11 protein-coding genes are annotated in these 14,321 nt (G+C 71.6%); 4 read left to right on the plus strand and 7 right to left on the minus strand.

Features of this window, described 5'->3' with window-relative positions; all coding sequences use genetic code 11:
* Window positions 1-243: 243 nt before the first annotated feature.
* Genes JGR68_RS05440 through JGR68_RS05450 form a run of 3 tightly spaced genes read left to right on the plus strand, consistent with a single transcriptional unit; the run spans window position 244 to window position 3,553 of the window.
* Window positions 244-1,596 (plus strand): TIGR03013 family XrtA/PEP-CTERM system glycosyltransferase, encoded by a 1,353-nt coding sequence (locus JGR68_RS05440; RefSeq protein ID WP_234446602.1) that lies wholly within the window; start codon window positions 244-246, stop codon window positions 1,594-1,596.
* Between the two features lie 59 nt (window positions 1,597-1,655).
* Window positions 1,656-1,922 carry an acyl carrier protein gene (locus JGR68_RS05445; RefSeq protein ID WP_234446603.1) on the plus strand — a complete coding sequence of 89 codons (267 nt, stop codon included), beginning with the start codon at window positions 1,656-1,658 and terminating at the stop codon, window positions 1,920-1,922.
* Window positions 1,919-3,553, plus strand: a complete 1,635-nt coding sequence (locus JGR68_RS05450) for an AMP-binding protein (protein WP_199361465.1) — start codon at window positions 1,919-1,921, stop codon at window positions 3,551-3,553. The genes JGR68_RS05445 and JGR68_RS05450 overlap by 4 nt, the downstream gene beginning before the upstream one ends.
* A gap of 61 nt (window positions 3,554-3,614) precedes the next feature.
* On the opposite strand, the gene JGR68_RS05455 is transcribed toward JGR68_RS05450, so the two are convergent.
* Genes JGR68_RS05455 through JGR68_RS05485 form a run of 7 tightly spaced genes read right to left on the minus strand, consistent with a single transcriptional unit; the run spans window position 3,615 to window position 11,423 of the window.
* Entirely contained in the window at window positions 3,615-4,721 is a 1,107-nt protein-coding gene (locus JGR68_RS05455) for a hypothetical protein (protein WP_199361466.1), read from the minus strand.
* 2 nt (window positions 4,722-4,723) lie between these two features.
* Window positions 4,724-5,668 carry a hypothetical protein gene (locus tag JGR68_RS05460; RefSeq protein ID WP_199361467.1) on the minus strand — a complete coding sequence of 315 codons (945 nt, stop codon included), beginning with the start codon at window positions 5,666-5,668 and terminating at the stop codon, window positions 4,724-4,726.
* Window positions 5,665-7,395, minus strand: coding sequence for an HAD-IIIC family phosphatase (locus tag JGR68_RS05465; protein WP_200672735.1), 1,731 nt, complete (start codon window positions 7,393-7,395; stop codon window positions 5,665-5,667). The genes JGR68_RS05460 and JGR68_RS05465 overlap by 4 nt, the downstream gene beginning before the upstream one ends.
* Entirely contained in the window at window positions 7,392-7,691 is a 300-nt protein-coding gene (locus JGR68_RS05470) for a hypothetical protein (protein ID WP_199361469.1), read from the minus strand. Before JGR68_RS05470 ends, JGR68_RS05465 begins: the two co-directional genes overlap by 4 nt.
* Complete coding sequence (asnB, locus tag JGR68_RS05475; protein WP_199361470.1) at window positions 7,688-9,655, minus strand: asparagine synthase (glutamine-hydrolyzing); 1,968 nt, start codon at window positions 9,653-9,655, stop codon at window positions 7,688-7,690. Before asnB ends, JGR68_RS05470 begins: the two co-directional genes overlap by 4 nt.
* Window positions 9,656-9,657: 2 nt before the next feature.
* The gene (locus tag JGR68_RS05480; RefSeq protein ID WP_199361471.1) at window positions 9,658-10,428 is read right to left on the minus strand and encodes a J domain-containing protein; all 771 of its coding nucleotides are present in this window, start codon (window positions 10,426-10,428) and stop codon (window positions 9,658-9,660) included.
* Window positions 10,425-11,423 (minus strand): polysaccharide deacetylase family protein, encoded by a 999-nt coding sequence (locus JGR68_RS05485; RefSeq protein WP_200672737.1) that lies wholly within the window; start codon window positions 11,421-11,423, stop codon window positions 10,425-10,427. Before JGR68_RS05485 ends, JGR68_RS05480 begins: the two co-directional genes overlap by 4 nt.
* 98 nt (window positions 11,424-11,521) lie before the next feature.
* Between JGR68_RS05485 and JGR68_RS05490 the strand changes: the two genes are divergently transcribed.
* Window positions 11,522-14,311, plus strand: coding sequence for a right-handed parallel beta-helix repeat-containing protein (locus JGR68_RS05490; RefSeq protein WP_199361473.1), 2,790 nt, complete (start codon window positions 11,522-11,524; stop codon window positions 14,309-14,311).
* Window positions 14,312-14,321: the final 10 nt, after the last annotated feature.

The raw sequence follows: 14,321 nt of genomic DNA on the forward strand, positions 1-14,321 counted from the left end.
CCAGGACGTCAGGACAGGCCCCGGTGGGTGACGCCGGGGCCTTTCTGTTTCCGCGGCTGGCCGCTTTCCCTCGCGTCCGGAGTTTTCCCGGGTACAGCACCGCGGCCGGGATCGTCCCGGGCGGATGCAGACGGGGGCCACGATGCAGGACCAGCGCGTTCCAGGTGTGTGCAGTGCCCGTGTGTCCGCCGGGGCTTGTCGGTGATCCCGGCGTTCGCAAGCCGCGCGAACCGGATCGTGCGCGTGCTCTGGGTCGTCGAATCGGTCCTGATCGTGCTGTCGGTCGTGGCCGCGATCTGGCTGCGGGCGCATGCCGACCCGGAGGGCCGCGATTGGCTCTTCGCTCGCGGTCCGGTGCCGGCGCTCCTGGTGGCGGCCTGCCTCACGCTGTCGATGGCGGCGTTCGGGCTGTACCAGTCGCACCTGCGGCTCAGGCGCAGCGAGCTGCTGCTGCGCCTGCTGCTGGCCTTCGCCTTCGGCGGCGTGGCGCTGCTGGTGCTGTACTACCTGATTCCCGCCACCCATATCGGACGCGGGCTGCTGGCGATCACGTTTGCGCTCGGCTTCGCCGGCGTGCTGGCGGTGCGGATCGCCATGGATCGCCTGTTGGGCGGTGAGGCCTACAAGCGTCGGGTCCTGGTCTACGGCGCCGGGGTCCATGCCGATCTGATCAACCTGCGGATGCGCAGGCGCGCGGATCGACAGAGCTTCGCCGTGGTCGGCTTCCTGCCGGTGCCCGGGCAGCCCGTCGTCGTCGAAAGCCGCCTTCTGCTTGAAACCCTGGAGTCGCTTCCCTGCCTGGTGCAGCGGCTGGGCGTGCAGGAGATCGTGGTCGCCCCCGACGAACGCCGCGGTGGCCTGCCGATGGATGAAATCCTCGCCTGTGCGCAGCGTGGGGTCTCGGTGGTCAACCTGCCGTCGTTCTTCGAGCGCGAAGCCGGGATGATCAAGCTCGAGGTGGTCGACCCGTCCTCGCTGGTGTTTTCCGGCGGCTTCGACCATTCACTGGTGCGCCGGCTGAGCAAGCGGGCCTTCGACATCGCCGCGGCCTCCGTGCTGCTGCTGGTCGGCTGGCCGGCGATGCTGCTGGTGGCGCTCGCGGTCCACCTCGAAGGCGGGGGGCCGGTCCTGTACCGGCAGGTGCGCGTGGGCGAGAGCGGGCGGTGCTTCGAGCTGGTCAAGTTCCGCAGCATGCGCACCGATGCCGAGAAGGACGGCGTGGCCCAGTGGGCCACGCAGCAGGACGCGCGCACCACGCGCGTGGGCCGCTTCATCCGCAAGACGCGGCTGGACGAGCTGCCCCAGCTGTTCAACGTCCTGGCCGGCGACATGAGTTTCGTCGGCCCGCGCCCGGAGCGGCCGCAGTTCGTCGACCAGTTCAACGACGAGATCCGCTACTACAGCGTGCGCCACTCGGTGAAGCCTGGCCTGACCGGCTGGGCGCAGCTGCGCTATCCCTACGGTGCGTCGGCCGCCGACGCCCAGGAGAAGCTGAAGTTCGACCTGTTCTACGTCAAGAACCACGGGCTGCTGTTCGACTTCATCATCCTGGTGCAGACGGTCGAGGTCGTGCTGTTCGGGCGCGGCGCGCGCTGAAAGGCCGTGCCCGGCGGCGGTTTGCGTTCCTTCGACAAGACCATTGAAGGGATGACCCTGTGAGCCAGTACGAAGCCCGGATCCGCGCCTTCCTCGACGAGAACTTCCCGCCGGCGGACGCAGGCGTGGTGCCTGCCACCGACGCCAGCCTGCTGGAATCGGGCGTGATCGATTCCATGGGCGTGCTGCTGCTGGTCACCTGGCTGGAGCAGGACTTCGGCTTCGTGGTCGACGACGACGAAGTGCTCCCTGACAACCTCGACAGCATCGCGGCCATCGACGGCTTCATCGTGCGCAAGTGCGTCGAGATGGAAGCCGCAGGGTGACGGCGCGCTGCGAACGCTGGCTGGCCCGCGCGGCCGCCGCCCATCCGTCCACGCCGGCCATCGTCCGCGGCGAGCGCCGGGTCGACTACGCCACGCTGCACGCCGCGAGCGAACGCTTCGCGGCTGCACTGGTCGACGGCGCGGGCCTCGCCGACGGCGAGCGCTGCGTGGTGTTCCTGGAGAATTCGGTCGAAGCGGCGGTGGGCGTTTTCGGCACGCTGCGCGCAGGCGGCGTGTTCTCGGTCATCAACCCGACCACCAAGGCCGACAAGCTCGCCTTCGTGCTCGGCGACTGCGGCGCAGCGGTCCTGCTGACCCAGACCAGCCTGCTGCCGGTGGCGCTGTCGGCGGTGGCGCGCGCGCCGGGCCTGCGCTGCGTCGTGGTGGTCGATGGCGATGACGACATCGAACGCGCCGGCGACATCGGACCCGCCGGCGTCGGCGGGGACGGCAGCGACGTCAGTGCGGAACCCGGCGCGCGCCTCACCAGCTACGCGCGGTTCCTGGCAGCCGCCGATCCCTCGCGCCTGCCGGCCCAGGTCGGCATCGACACCGATCTCGCGATGCTGGTCTACACCTCGGGTTCGACCGGCAATCCCAAGGGCGTGATGATGACTCACGCCAACGTCCGCTTCGCCGCCACCTCGATCACCGGCTACCTGCAGGCCAGCGCCGACGACGTGGTGCTGAGCGTGCTCCCGCTGGCGTTCGACTACGGCCTGTACCAGCTGCTGATGTGCGTGAAGCTCGGCGCCACGCTGGTGCTGGAGAAATCCTTCGCCTTCCCGCAGAAGGTGCTGCCGCTGCTGGCCAGCGAAGGGGTCACCGCCTTCCCGCTGGTGCCCACCATGGCGGCGCTGATCGTGCAGCTGGGCAACTTCGATCCGGCCTGGGCGCGCAGCGTGCGCTACCTGACCAACACCGCCGCGGCCCTGCCGCCGGCGCACATCCTCCGGTTGCAGGAACTGTTCCCGGCCGCGCGGGTGTACTCGATGTACGGCATGACCGAGTCCAAGCGCTGCACCTGGCTGCCACCCGGGGAACTGGCGCGGCGCCCGGACAGCGTCGGCATCGCCATTCCCGGCACCCAGGCCTGGGTGGCCGACGAGGCGGGCCGCCAGGTGCCGGCAGGCGTGGTCGGAGAGCTGGTCGTGCGCGGCGGCCATGTGATGCAGGGCTACTGGAACAACGCCGAAGCCACCGCGCGCACGCTGCGGCCGGGCCGTTACCCGTGGGAACGTGTGCTGCACACCGGCGACCTGTTCCGCATGGACGCCGAGGGCTTCCTGTACTTCGTCGGGCGCAAGGACGACATCCTCAAGACGCGCGGCGAGAAGGTCAGCCCCAAGGAGGTCGAGAACGTGCTCTACGCGATGCACGGCGTGCGCGAGGCCGCCCTGGTCGGCGTACCCGATCCGGTGCTGGGCCACGCGCTGAAGGCGCTGCTGGTGGTCGACGATCCCGGCATCGACGCGCGCGCGGTCATCGCCCATTGCCGCGCCCACCTCGAGGAATTCATGGTGCCGCGGACGGTCGAGTTCCGCGATGCGTTGCCGAAGACCGGCACCGGCAAGATCCGGCGCAGCGAGCTGCAGGCCGAGGCGGAGGGGCGGCAGGTCGCAGAGGCCTGATGCCACCGCGCCGCGGCTTCCGTGCCGGGTCGCGACCGCGGTCAGCGAACGCCGCCAGCGGTCACAGGTGGATCGGGCCGTCGCCGTCGCCGCGGGTCATGTGGATGCGCGCGGCCGTGGTGGCCCACGGCTCCAGTGCCGCGCGCAGTGCCTTGGACACCGCGAGCGCATAGTTCGAGGGCCCCCGCAGGAAGCCGTGCGCGTGCAGGGCCGTGCACCAGGCCTCGTGCTGCTGGTTGCTCACCACCAGGTCGACGCCCGCCGCGCGCAGGTGCTCGCGCGCCGCGAGCACCACGTCGCCCTCGTGCCCGGGCAGGGCCAGGCAGTCGACGAGGGTGCCCAGGCGCATGTCACCGAACTGCTTGTGGCCACGCAGCGCGCTGTCGAACAGCAGGGCCCAGCCGACCGCGCGGCCGTCCAGCGAGACCTTCAGCCGGATCGGCTTCGGCGCGTCCGGCGGGTAGAGCGTGTTGAGCTCCGCCGCATCGCGCAACGCAAGCAGCGCGTAGTGGCCGCGGACGCCCTCCCAGATCGCGTCGGCCCAATCGCCGAAGCTCGTCACCACCTCCGCGCGGGCCCGGGCTCCGTTGCGGCCGCGACCGCGCCGCTGCGCCACCGCGAGCACCGGCACGGCGAGTCCGGTGGCCGCGGCCGCATCGAGGAGCAGGCGCCGCGCGCGGCTGGTGCGCAGCACGCGGATATTGCGCAGGAACGGTCCCGCGCGCACCACGTGGAAATGGAACGGGACCAGCGACACCGTCCAGCCCATGCTGCGCAGCACCGTGGGCAGCGGCGTATGCGCGCCGCCCATGCCAAGGGCGTACATGCGGCGGTTGCGCCGGGCGGCGGTCGAGAGGAGTTCGACGCCCACCTGCACATAGCCGGAGTCGATGCTGCCTTCCGACAGCGGCAGCTGCAGGTTGCGGATGTCGTCGCACGGCTCGCCCCGCAGGGCGAAGGGCTGGTGCTTGACCATGTAACCGCCGCGCACCTCGTCGCCGTCGATCGCGACGTGGCCCTCGAGGAAGGTGTCGCGCCCCGGATCCCTGGGCAGCCAGGGAATGCGGCTGGTCGCCGGAAACCGGAACGGCGATCCGCCCTGGGCGAGCCGATGGTTGAAGCGGGCCACGGCGTCCTCGTGCCGGGGCAGGTAGGCCTCGATCGCCACGGTCAGGAGGTGCCGTGGCTGAACTTGTGCCGCAGCCAGCGCCGCTCGAGGCGTCCGCGCTCGCCGCGGGTCAGCGCGTGGACGCCGCCGCGCGCCGCGGCGACGTGGTCCAGCAGCGTCGACACCGGCACGAACCAGCCGCCGCGCCTGGACAGGCGCGTCATCAGCTCGACAAAACGCGGCTCGAGTACCCCGTCGTTGCAGAAGCCCTTGCCGAAGTGCGTGTACATGACGCAGGCGCCGCCCTCGTCCTCCAGCCGCTCCTGGGCGGCCTCGTCCAGGGTGGCGTTGAAGATGCCGCAGTTCGCGCCTTCCGAGGATGCGAACCAGGCCTTGACCCACGGGCGGTCGGCGTCGTGGTACGGCATCCAGGGGCACGACGTCAGCGTGTTGGCGCCGGGGAAGGTGAAGTTGCGCACGTAGTCCACCTGCTCCAGGCACAGATCGCCCCAGAACGAGGGGTGCCCCTCCACATGCCCGCCGAAGCCGCGCTGGCGTCCACGGGTCAGCACGTCGTAGACCATGCGCTGCGCGCCACTGACGCGCGCGCTGCCCCAGTACATGCCTTCGCCGCAGTCGGTGTGCGTGGCCAGAACGCGCGGCCGCTGGCCGAAGAGCGACTGGAACCGCTGCAGGCCCGCGGCGATCTCGCCGCGCAGGGAGGTGTGGTAGGTGACGTTGTGGAGCCCGATCTCGAAGCCTTCCGCCTGCAGGCGCAGCACCCAGTCGAGGTAGTCCGGCTCGGCGCAGGTGGCGCCTCCGACCACGCTCGGTGGACGGCTCGGTGCCAGGGGCCAGACCGACTTCGTGGTCATGATCCCCAGGTCGCGCAGCAGCGCGTAGACCGCTGGCACGTTGTCGAGGGTGCCGCGATCGGTGTCGTCGAAGATGGTGAACGCGAAGCGCTTGCCATCGGGCCAGGCTGGCGTCGCCGGCGCGGCGGTCATGCGTGCGCTTCCTCGACGTGGTCGGCTTCCAGCAGGGTCACCGAGGCCGGGAGACACCATGTCGCGCGGGTGTCGAAGGCGAAGCGGGGCGCGTCCGCCGCGTCGAGCGGCGAACGCTGCAGCAGTTCGAGGCAGGGCTGGTTGCGCGCGGTGGCTTCGAACGCGACGACCAGCCGCGCGGCTCCCCGTTGCCGCGCCTTGCCTGCGAGCCAGCCCAGCATCGCGTCCTCGACCTGGCGGCCCATCACCCGGCAGCTGAGCACGAAGTCCACGACCACCGCCTCCGCGTCGCGCAGCGCGAGCGTGGCGATGCCGGTGAGGCCCGAATCGCCGAACCGGTCGCTGACACGGAAGGTCCACGCATGGTGCCCCGGCAGCGTCGCCCAGGCCGCGAACTCGGGCGCGGCCATGCGCCGGGTGCTGAGGTTCATCTGGTTGGTCTTGTTGAGCAGCTGGGCCGCGCGCTGCAGGTTGGCCGGCGACAGCGGTTCGATCGTCACCCGGGTGTCCAGGTCGCGCAGCCAGGCGCCCATGTCGCCGACCGCCGCGCGGGCGCCGCGGCGCTCGCGCTCGTTGGCATACGCGCGGGCCCTGTCCACGTCCTCGGCCGTGTGCTGCAGCGTATCGAAGCAGTCGAGTGCGCGCAGCGCCTGTGCATAGAGCATCGGGTCGCGGGGCCACGCGGGGACCAGCACCTCGGGCAGGGCTTCGGCCACGCGGGCGCGTTCGACCGGGTTGTCGTCGATGAACACCACCGACTGCAGGCCAAGGCGAAGCTCCGCCGCCAGGTCGGCGATATTGGCCGCCTTGTCCGCCCAGTTGATCCGCCAGGCGGCGAAGTCCTCGCGGCGCAGGCGCATCTCGGGATGATGGTCGATCGCCTCGACGGCGACCGCTTCGGTGTTCTTGCTGGCGATCGCGAGCACGATGCCGCGGCGGGCCAGCGCCTTGAGCGCGTCCTGGAAGGCGACGAAGGCCTCGCCCGCATGGTCATGGCCTCCGAGTACCAGCGACGGCCAGCCGACGTCGCCGACCACGCCGCCCCAGAGGGTGTCGTCGAGGTCGAGCACGACCAGCTTGCGCGTGCGCCCCTGCAGCGCGTCGATCGCCGCGTGGATGTCGGCCGCCGCTGCGGCAAAGACCTCCGCGCCATGCGGCACCTTGGCCATGAACCAGAGCTTGGGCGAGTAGGCGCGCGGACCGGCAAGCTGCAGCCAGCGCTGCGTGTCGAGGACATGCGCGTTGCCGCAGTCCTGGAGCCGCTCGGCAAGACGCAGGTTCATGCGCGCGAGCGCCATCTGCAGGCCGACTCCCTCACGGTATTCCAATGGTCCGCGTCCGCGCCCGGAGGCTGGCGCGACCCAGGCGGGCACCAGCAGCAGGCGGCAGCGGGTGGCCGCCGCACGCAGGGCCGTGGCGTAGGCATCGACATCCGCCAGAGGCTCGCCCGGGTCGCAGGTCTCGCCTGCCGCCAGGCGCGCAAAGGCGGGAGACACCGCCTGCGCCTGGCCCCAGGCGACGACGCAGTCGGGCGCCGTGCGCCAGGCAGCGTGTCCTCCGTCCGCGAGCACCCGGGTGAGCTGTCCGAATCCGCCATCTTCGATGTGCAGGTCCGCGCCGCGCGCATCGGCGGCCAGGTGGTTGGCCAGCGTTTCGATGTTGAAATCCGACAGCAGCAGGCAGCGCAGCTGCGGGACGTCCGGCATGCCCGGCACCGGTCGGCTCATCGCGCTTCGACCCGTCCGGCGAGCTCGCTCGCGAGCGCGTCGAGCGAGCGGAACGGGTTGTGTTCCAGCGGCAGGCCGAGCATGTCGGCCAGCGGCAGCTCCAGGTCGAACGCGTCCATCAGGCGATCCTCGATGTCGACCACCAGGCCCATCAGCGTCAGCGATTCGACTCCGCTCCCGGCGCCGACCAGCGCCTGGTCCGGGGACGTGCCGAGTCGGCGCGCGGCGGGCAGTTGCGCGTTGATGGCGTCGATGGACTGCCGCAGGACGGCCAGGACGGTGTCTCGGGTACTCATGTGGTTTCCAGTTCCGGGGAGAGGGGGGCTGCCGCAGGGGCGACGGTGCTGGCCTGCAGCAGCCGCGTCGAGAGGATCCCGACAAAGGCCTGGTTGTCGGCAAAGCCGGTGGCGCGGCCGGCGCGCGCCTTGGCGTAGAGGCGGCCCACGGCCTCGACGTCGAACAGGCCACTGGCGCGCAGCCCGTCGGGATCGAAGGCATCGGCGACGTAGTCCAGCGGTCGTCCATCGACGAAGAAGCTCTGGCTGTCGGGCGCGCGGTAGGGCTGCTTGGTCCGCTGCAGGATGTCCCGTGGCAGCAGGCCTGCCAGGGCCTTGCGCAGCACGTGCTTCTCCGACAGCCCGTGGATCTTCCACTGCGGCGGGAGCCGGTTGGCGAACTCGACCAGGGTGTGGTCGAGGAAGGGATAGCGACCCTCGATCGATGCCGCCATCGCGGCGCGGTCGCCCTGGCTCGCCAGCAGGTAGCCCGGCAGCAGGGTCTTCGCCTCCACGTACTGGTCGCGTGCCAGCGGCGCCCAGTCCATCACCCCGGGTGGCAGGCGCGATTCCACCAGCGCCAGGGGGTCGAAGCCGGCGACCTCCGCGCGCAGCGCCGGCGACAGGAAGGCTAGCGCACGCGCCGAGGTCGACCAGCGCGGCACGTGCGCGAACACGGGCCGGTCGAGGTGCTCCATGCCCTGGCCGAAAAACGCCTGCGCGAAGCCCGGATGGGCCGCGGGCGAGTTCGCCAGGTAGCCGTACAGCCGGCCAAGCAGCTTCGGCCGCGCGGTGGACGCGGGCTGGCGCGCCCAGAACCGCCGCACCTTGGCCTCCTTGAACAGGTCGTAGCCGGCAAACACTTCGTCGGCGCCTTCGCCGGTGAGCACCACCCGGTAGCCCTGGCGGCGCACCGCATCGGCCAGCAGCATCATCGGCACGCCGGCCGTGCGCAGCACCGGCGTCTCGGCGTGGGTGACGAAGCGGCGGAAGGCGTCACCGATCTCGCGCGCGCCGATGCGCAGCGTGTCGTGCTCGGTGCCGAGGTGGCGGACCATCGCCTGCTGGTGTGCGCTCTCGTCGAATTCGGGCTGGTCGAACGCGACCGAGAACGTGCGCACGGGCGTGCGCGTGGCGCTGCGGATGAGCGCGACGATGCCCGAGGAGTCCAGGCCGCCGCTCAGGTAGGCGCCCACCGGCACGTCCGCGCGCAGCTGCAGACGCACCGCGTCCACCAGGCGTTCGCGCAGCTCGCCGGCGGCGTGGTCGATGTCGCGCCACGGCAGCTGGCCGTCGCCGGCGTCGGGGAAGCTCCAGTCCCAGTACCGGCGCAGGTGTTCCCGACCGTCGGCCTCGACGGCCAGCACGTGCCCGGGCGGAAGGCTCGAGACGCCCTGCCAGGCCGTGTCGGGATCGAGTGGCGCCCAGAGGGTGAAGGCCTGCGCCAGGCCGAGCGGATCCAGCCGTGCGTGGTTGGGCAGCGCCGCGAACAGCGCCTTGGTTTCCGACGCGAACCACAGCGCGCCGCGGGCCCGCGCGTGGTACAGCGGGCGGATCCCGAGGCGGTCGCGCGCCAGCACCAGCCGCCGGCGCGCGGCGTCCCAGAGCGCGATCGCGAACTGGCCGTTGAGGTGCTCGACGAACGCGTCCCCGTGGCGCTGGTAGAGGTGGACGATCACCTCGGTGTCCGAACGCGTGCGGAACACATGGCCCTGCGACTCGAGCCGCGCGCGCAGCTCGATGAAGTTGAAGATCTCGCCGTTGAACACCGTCCAGACCGTGCGGTCCGGGCTGGACATCGGCTGGTCGCCGGTCGCCAGGTCGATGATCGACAGGCGCGCGTGGGCGAGGCCCACGCCCTGGTCGAGGTGGAAGCCGAAGCCGTCCGGCCCGCGGTGGGCGAGGGTGCCGATCATCCGACCGAGCAGGGCGCGTCCGTCTTCGCCCGCCGGGCGGGTACCGACATAGCCGGCCAGTCCGCACATGCTCAGGCCTCCCTGTACACGCGATCGCTGCCGGCGATGGCTGCCGGCGGACAGGCGGCCGCGCGGCGGTGGCGCGGCCTGTCCGCCAGCGCCACCGGCGTCCGCGCAGCGATGCGCAGCGGCCGCAGCGGCGAGCTGTACCAGTCGGCCAGTCGACCGCATTCGAAGCGCACCCAGGACGGACCGTAAATCCAGCGCGAATCGTCGCTGCTGCGCGCCACGGGCTCGCCGATCAGCGTGGCCACCGTGGCGCGATCCATGCCGAACTGGGCCATGCCCTGGGGCGGCGCCGCGTGGCGGTCCGGGGTGTCGACGGGCGCGTCGAAGCCGGCCGGCGGCGGTGCCGTCGCCGGCAGCCACAGCCAGGTCGCCACGACCAGCAGCAGGACCGGCAGCGTCAGCACGCGCAGCCCGCGCATGGACGGGACGCTTCGCGCCATGCCGGCTGCGGGCCTGGCTGGCGGGGTTGCCGCGGGTGCGGGCGAAGCACTGCCCGCCGGGCGTGCGGGCGGCGTCGCGGGCGCCGCGGATGCGCCCGGAAGCCGTCCGTAACCCCGATGGAACTCCAGGGCCGCGGCGTAGCCCAGGTTGAGGGCGACCAGCGCGTCCGGGTCGCGGCCGATGCTGGGCGGGCGGTCGGGATGCAGGCCGGCCACCCGCCGGCGATAGGCGTGCTTGAACGCGGCGAGTCCGCAGTCCGGGACCACCCCGAGCTCGGCATAGAGCTTGGCGAAGTCGATGCCGCCGGCGGTGGCGCGGGCCGTGCGGTTCACGCCGCGTCCCGCCTGCAGAACACCTGGGGCAGCTGCACCATGGCGCGGAAGAGTTCGGTTCCGATGTCCTCGACCACCGCCACGCGCTGCAGGTCCAGCGGCGCCGAACCCGGCTGCGCGACCCCGCCATAGAAGGAATAGGCCTGCTGCACCCCGGCCTCGTGCAGCAGCTGCATGGTCGCGGCGTCGAACGCGCGGCGGCTACCGACCGGGTAGGCGAAGTGCCGCATCCCGATCCCCAGCTCTTCGCGCAGCCGGGCCGCGCAGCCCTGGATCTCGGCGCGCTGCGCGTCCACCGGAAGGCTGGACAGCACCGGGTGGTTGACCGTGTGGCCACCGATGGTCATGCCGCCGCGCGCCATCTCGCGGATCATGTTCCAGTCCATCCATTCGCCCTCGACCGTTTCCGGCGGCTCGATCCCCGTCTCCGCCGCCAGCCGGGCGCGGAAGGGCGCGACCTGGGTGAAGTCGAGCCCCTTGTAGATGGAGAGCACAAGGCGGATCGACGGCTCGCGGTCGTCGCCCAGCGCCAGCGCGTCGGGCAGCCATGGCGCAAGGTCCAGCGAAGCGCGGACGGTCTCGCGCACCTGCATGGCGATCGCGTCCCACCAGGGCAGCGGCCTGGAATCGATGAAGCCGGTGGCGATGAAGAACGCCGCCGGCACGCCGTGGTGGCGCAGCACCGGGTAGGCGATGTCGTGGTTGTCCAGGTAGCCGTCGTCGAAGGTGATCGCGACGTGGCGGCCACGCTGGCCCAGCGCGTCCTGGACTTCGTCCAGCGCGATCACGTCGCAATTGGCCTTGAGGAAGGCGACCTGGGCGTCGAAGCCGTCGGCGGTCGCGCTCCACAGGCCGCGGTCGTAGCGCGAGGCACCGCTGTCGCCGACGCGGTGGTAGTTGAGCAGCACGACGCCGGTGCGCGGCGCGGCCGCGGCCACCAGCCTGCGCAGGCCGGGTGTCGCGAGTGCCTTTGCCGCCAGTTCCCTCTTCATCATCCCGCCGTCCCCCTGGGGCGGCCTCTCGCCGCCGAGATTCGCGTTGTCCATGTCAACGGAAAACCACGCCGCAACCAGCCATCGAGACAGGACCATCCATGCACCAGCTCCGAGCGCCGATACCCGACTCCATCGGCGCCAGTCGCGCCAAGGGGCGTCGCGCCAGCGTGGCCCTGGCCATCCTCATGCTCGCCGCCGCGGCACCGGTCCATGCGCGCGAATGGTTCGTCTCGACCGAGGGTGACGACCAGGGCGCCGGCAGCCTGCAGCGACCGTTCCGCACGGTCGGCCATGTGCTCGGGCTGGCGGAAGGCGGCGACACGATCACCCTGCGCGCGCCGCCCGGAAACCGCACCTACGAGGAATGCGACCTGCGGCTGCGCGTGCCCCTGGTGCTGCGCTCGCATCCCGGCGAGCGTGCGCACGTGCATTGCGCGATCAGCAAGGAAGACACCGTCGTCGTCAAGGTGGATCCGGGTGGTTCCGGGAGCCGCATCAGCAACCTGGAGCTGAGCGGCGGAAGCGTCTATGGCGTGATGCTGCACAGCCACTGGTACCAGGGGGCGCCGGCCAGCGAACACGGGGCACGCGACGTGGTGCTCGAGGACCTGCTGATCCGCGACACCGGCCGCGACGGCATCAAGATCACCCCGAAATCCGACAACGCCACCATCCGTCGGGTCGAGATCCGCAATACCGGCACGATCTATCCGCCGGGAACCCACGTCGACGACATGAACGCCGACGGCATCGACAACGTCAATGGCTCGGGCATGCGGGTCGAGGACAGCCACATCCACGACACCGCCACGACCGGGCTGTACTTCAAGGGCGGTGCTGCCGACGTGCTGGTCCAGCGCAACCGGATCGAGAACGCGGGCACGGCCGGCATCCTGGTCGGATTCGACACCAGTCCCGAGTACCTGGATCCCGAGGTGAACCCCGCGTGGCACGAGTCGGTGCGCGCCGTGGTGCGCAACAACGTGGTGCGCAACACCGGCTATGCGGGGATCGGCCTGTACGCGTCCAAGGACGCACTGGTCGCCAACAACACGATCATCGATGCCGCGCGCCAGGGCCATGCGGCGCTGTTCTTCGGCATCGCGCTGCAGGACTGGGACGACCGTGCCGGGCGGCCGCCGAGCGTGAACCCGCGCATCGTGAACAACCTGGTGGTGGGTGGCGGGCGCTGCATCGAGATCCGCCAGCTCAGCGAGCTTGGCGGGCTGGTCGGCCTCGACGGCGCGCCGGGCACGGACTACAACGCCTACCCGGAGGACTGCGGCTTCGTCGACCAGCGCACGGTGGCCGGTCGCCTGGTGCCGCGGCGGCTGGCGCAGTGGAAGCTGCAGGCCGGGGCCGATGCGCACAGCGTCTCCGGCGGCTTCCGCGTCGACGCGGCCGGGCGCCTGGCGGGCGGGTCCGCGGCTCCCGGGCCGGGCATCGCGGTGGCCGGGGTCGTGGATGACGTCACCGGCGCGTCGCGCTCGGGCGACATGGTCATCGGGGCGTACGGCACGTCCGGCGGGATGGGTGCGGTCGCGCCGCTGCCGGCGCCGCCCGCACCGGCGGCAGGCGCGACGGACGACGCACACGGTACGCCGGCCGCGGCCGACCTCCCAGAGGGCGCCGCCGCACTCGCGCTGGCCGTGCTGCCCCGTTCGCCCCTGGGGCAAGCTGCGCTGGCCCTGTTGTTCCTCGCGCTCGCCGGCACCGCCGCGATGGCCCGGCTGTTCCAGCGTCGCAACATGGGCGTGTGGCTGCTGTCCTGGCTGCGGCAGGACTGGCGCGCGCCGGTGCCCGAGGGCACGACGCGCCACCTGCTGTTCTGCTTCGTCGACCATTACGAGCCCGGCTGGGGCTCGCCGGGCCTGGCGCGCGAGCGCGCGCGCGTGGCCCGCTGGCGCCGAGACCTGCCCCTGCTGTGCGCCCGCCATCGCGATGCGGATGGCCGGCCGCCGGTGCATTCCTTTTTCTTTCCCGGCGACGAGTACCGCCCCGAACACCTCGACGCGCTGGTCGAGCTGTGCCGGATGGGCCTGGGCGAGATCGAGGTGCACCTGCACCATCAGGACGACACCGCGGCGACGCTGCGCGCCAAGCTCGCCGGCTTCACGGAGATCCTCGCGTCACGCCATGACGCGCTGCCGCGCGACCCGGTCAGCGGCCAGCCACGCTGGGCCTTCATCCACGGCGACTGGGCGCTGGACAACAGCCACCCGGGCGGCGGCCACTGCGGCGTCGACAACGAGCTCATCGTGCTGCGGGAGGAGGGCTGCTATGCCGACTTCACCTTCCCGGCGGCCCCCGATCCGTGCCAGCCGCGCACGATCAACCGCATCTACCGCGCCACCGACGATCCGCTGCGTCCCAAGTCGCACGACACCGGCGAGCGTGTGCGCGTGGGCGGGCACCGCGATGGCGACCTGATGATCATCCAGGGACCACTCGGGCTGAACTGGCGCAGCCGCAAGTTCGGCCTGCTGCCGCGGATCGAGAACGGCGACGTGCGCGCGGTGTCGCCGCCGCTGCCCGCGCGCATCGATGCCTGGGTGCGCACCGGCATCCATGTCGAAGGGCGTCCGGAATGGACCTTCGTCAAGGTCCATACCCACGGCGCCGAGGACTGCGACATGGACACGCTGCTGGGACCGGCCATGGACGAGGGCTTCAGTCACCTCGAGTCGCGCTACAACGATGGCACCCGGTGGAAGCTGCACTACGTCAGCGCGCGCGAGATGTACAACATCGCCCGCGCGGCCGAGGACGGGCTTGCCGGCGACCCCGACGCCTGGCGCGATTACGAGGTGCCGCGGCCGGGCTACCGGGAGCAGGAGGCGCCCTCCGCCAGGGCCACGCCGGCACCTGCCGCCGCGGTGGCTTCGTGACGGCGACGGC

It is taken from the genome of Luteimonas sp. MC1750, assembly GCF_016615955.1.
In the GTDB taxonomy this organism is placed as follows: domain Bacteria; phylum Pseudomonadota; class Gammaproteobacteria; order Xanthomonadales; family Xanthomonadaceae; genus Luteimonas.

Excerpts from the sequence above, each read along its gene's own strand:
- JGR68_RS05485 (WP_200672737.1), bottom strand. The coding sequence starts at position 11,423 with ATGATGAAGAGGGAACTGGCGGCAAAGGCACTCGCGACACCCGGCCTG.
- JGR68_RS05465 (WP_200672735.1), bottom strand. The coding sequence starts at position 7,395 with ATGAGCCGACCGGTGCCGGGCATGCCGGACGTCCCGCAGCTGCGCTGC.
- asnB (WP_199361470.1), bottom strand. The coding sequence starts at position 9,655 with ATGTGCGGACTGGCCGGCTATGTCGGTACCCGCCCGGCGGGCGAAGAC.
- JGR68_RS05490 (WP_199361473.1), top strand. The coding sequence starts at position 11,522 with ATGCACCAGCTCCGAGCGCCGATACCCGACTCCATCGGCGCCAGTCGC.
- JGR68_RS05470 (WP_199361469.1), bottom strand. The coding sequence starts at position 7,691 with ATGAGTACCCGAGACACCGTCCTGGCCGTCCTGCGGCAGTCCATCGAC.
- JGR68_RS05460 (WP_199361467.1), bottom strand. The coding sequence starts at position 5,668 with ATGACCGCCGCGCCGGCGACGCCAGCCTGGCCCGATGGCAAGCGCTTC.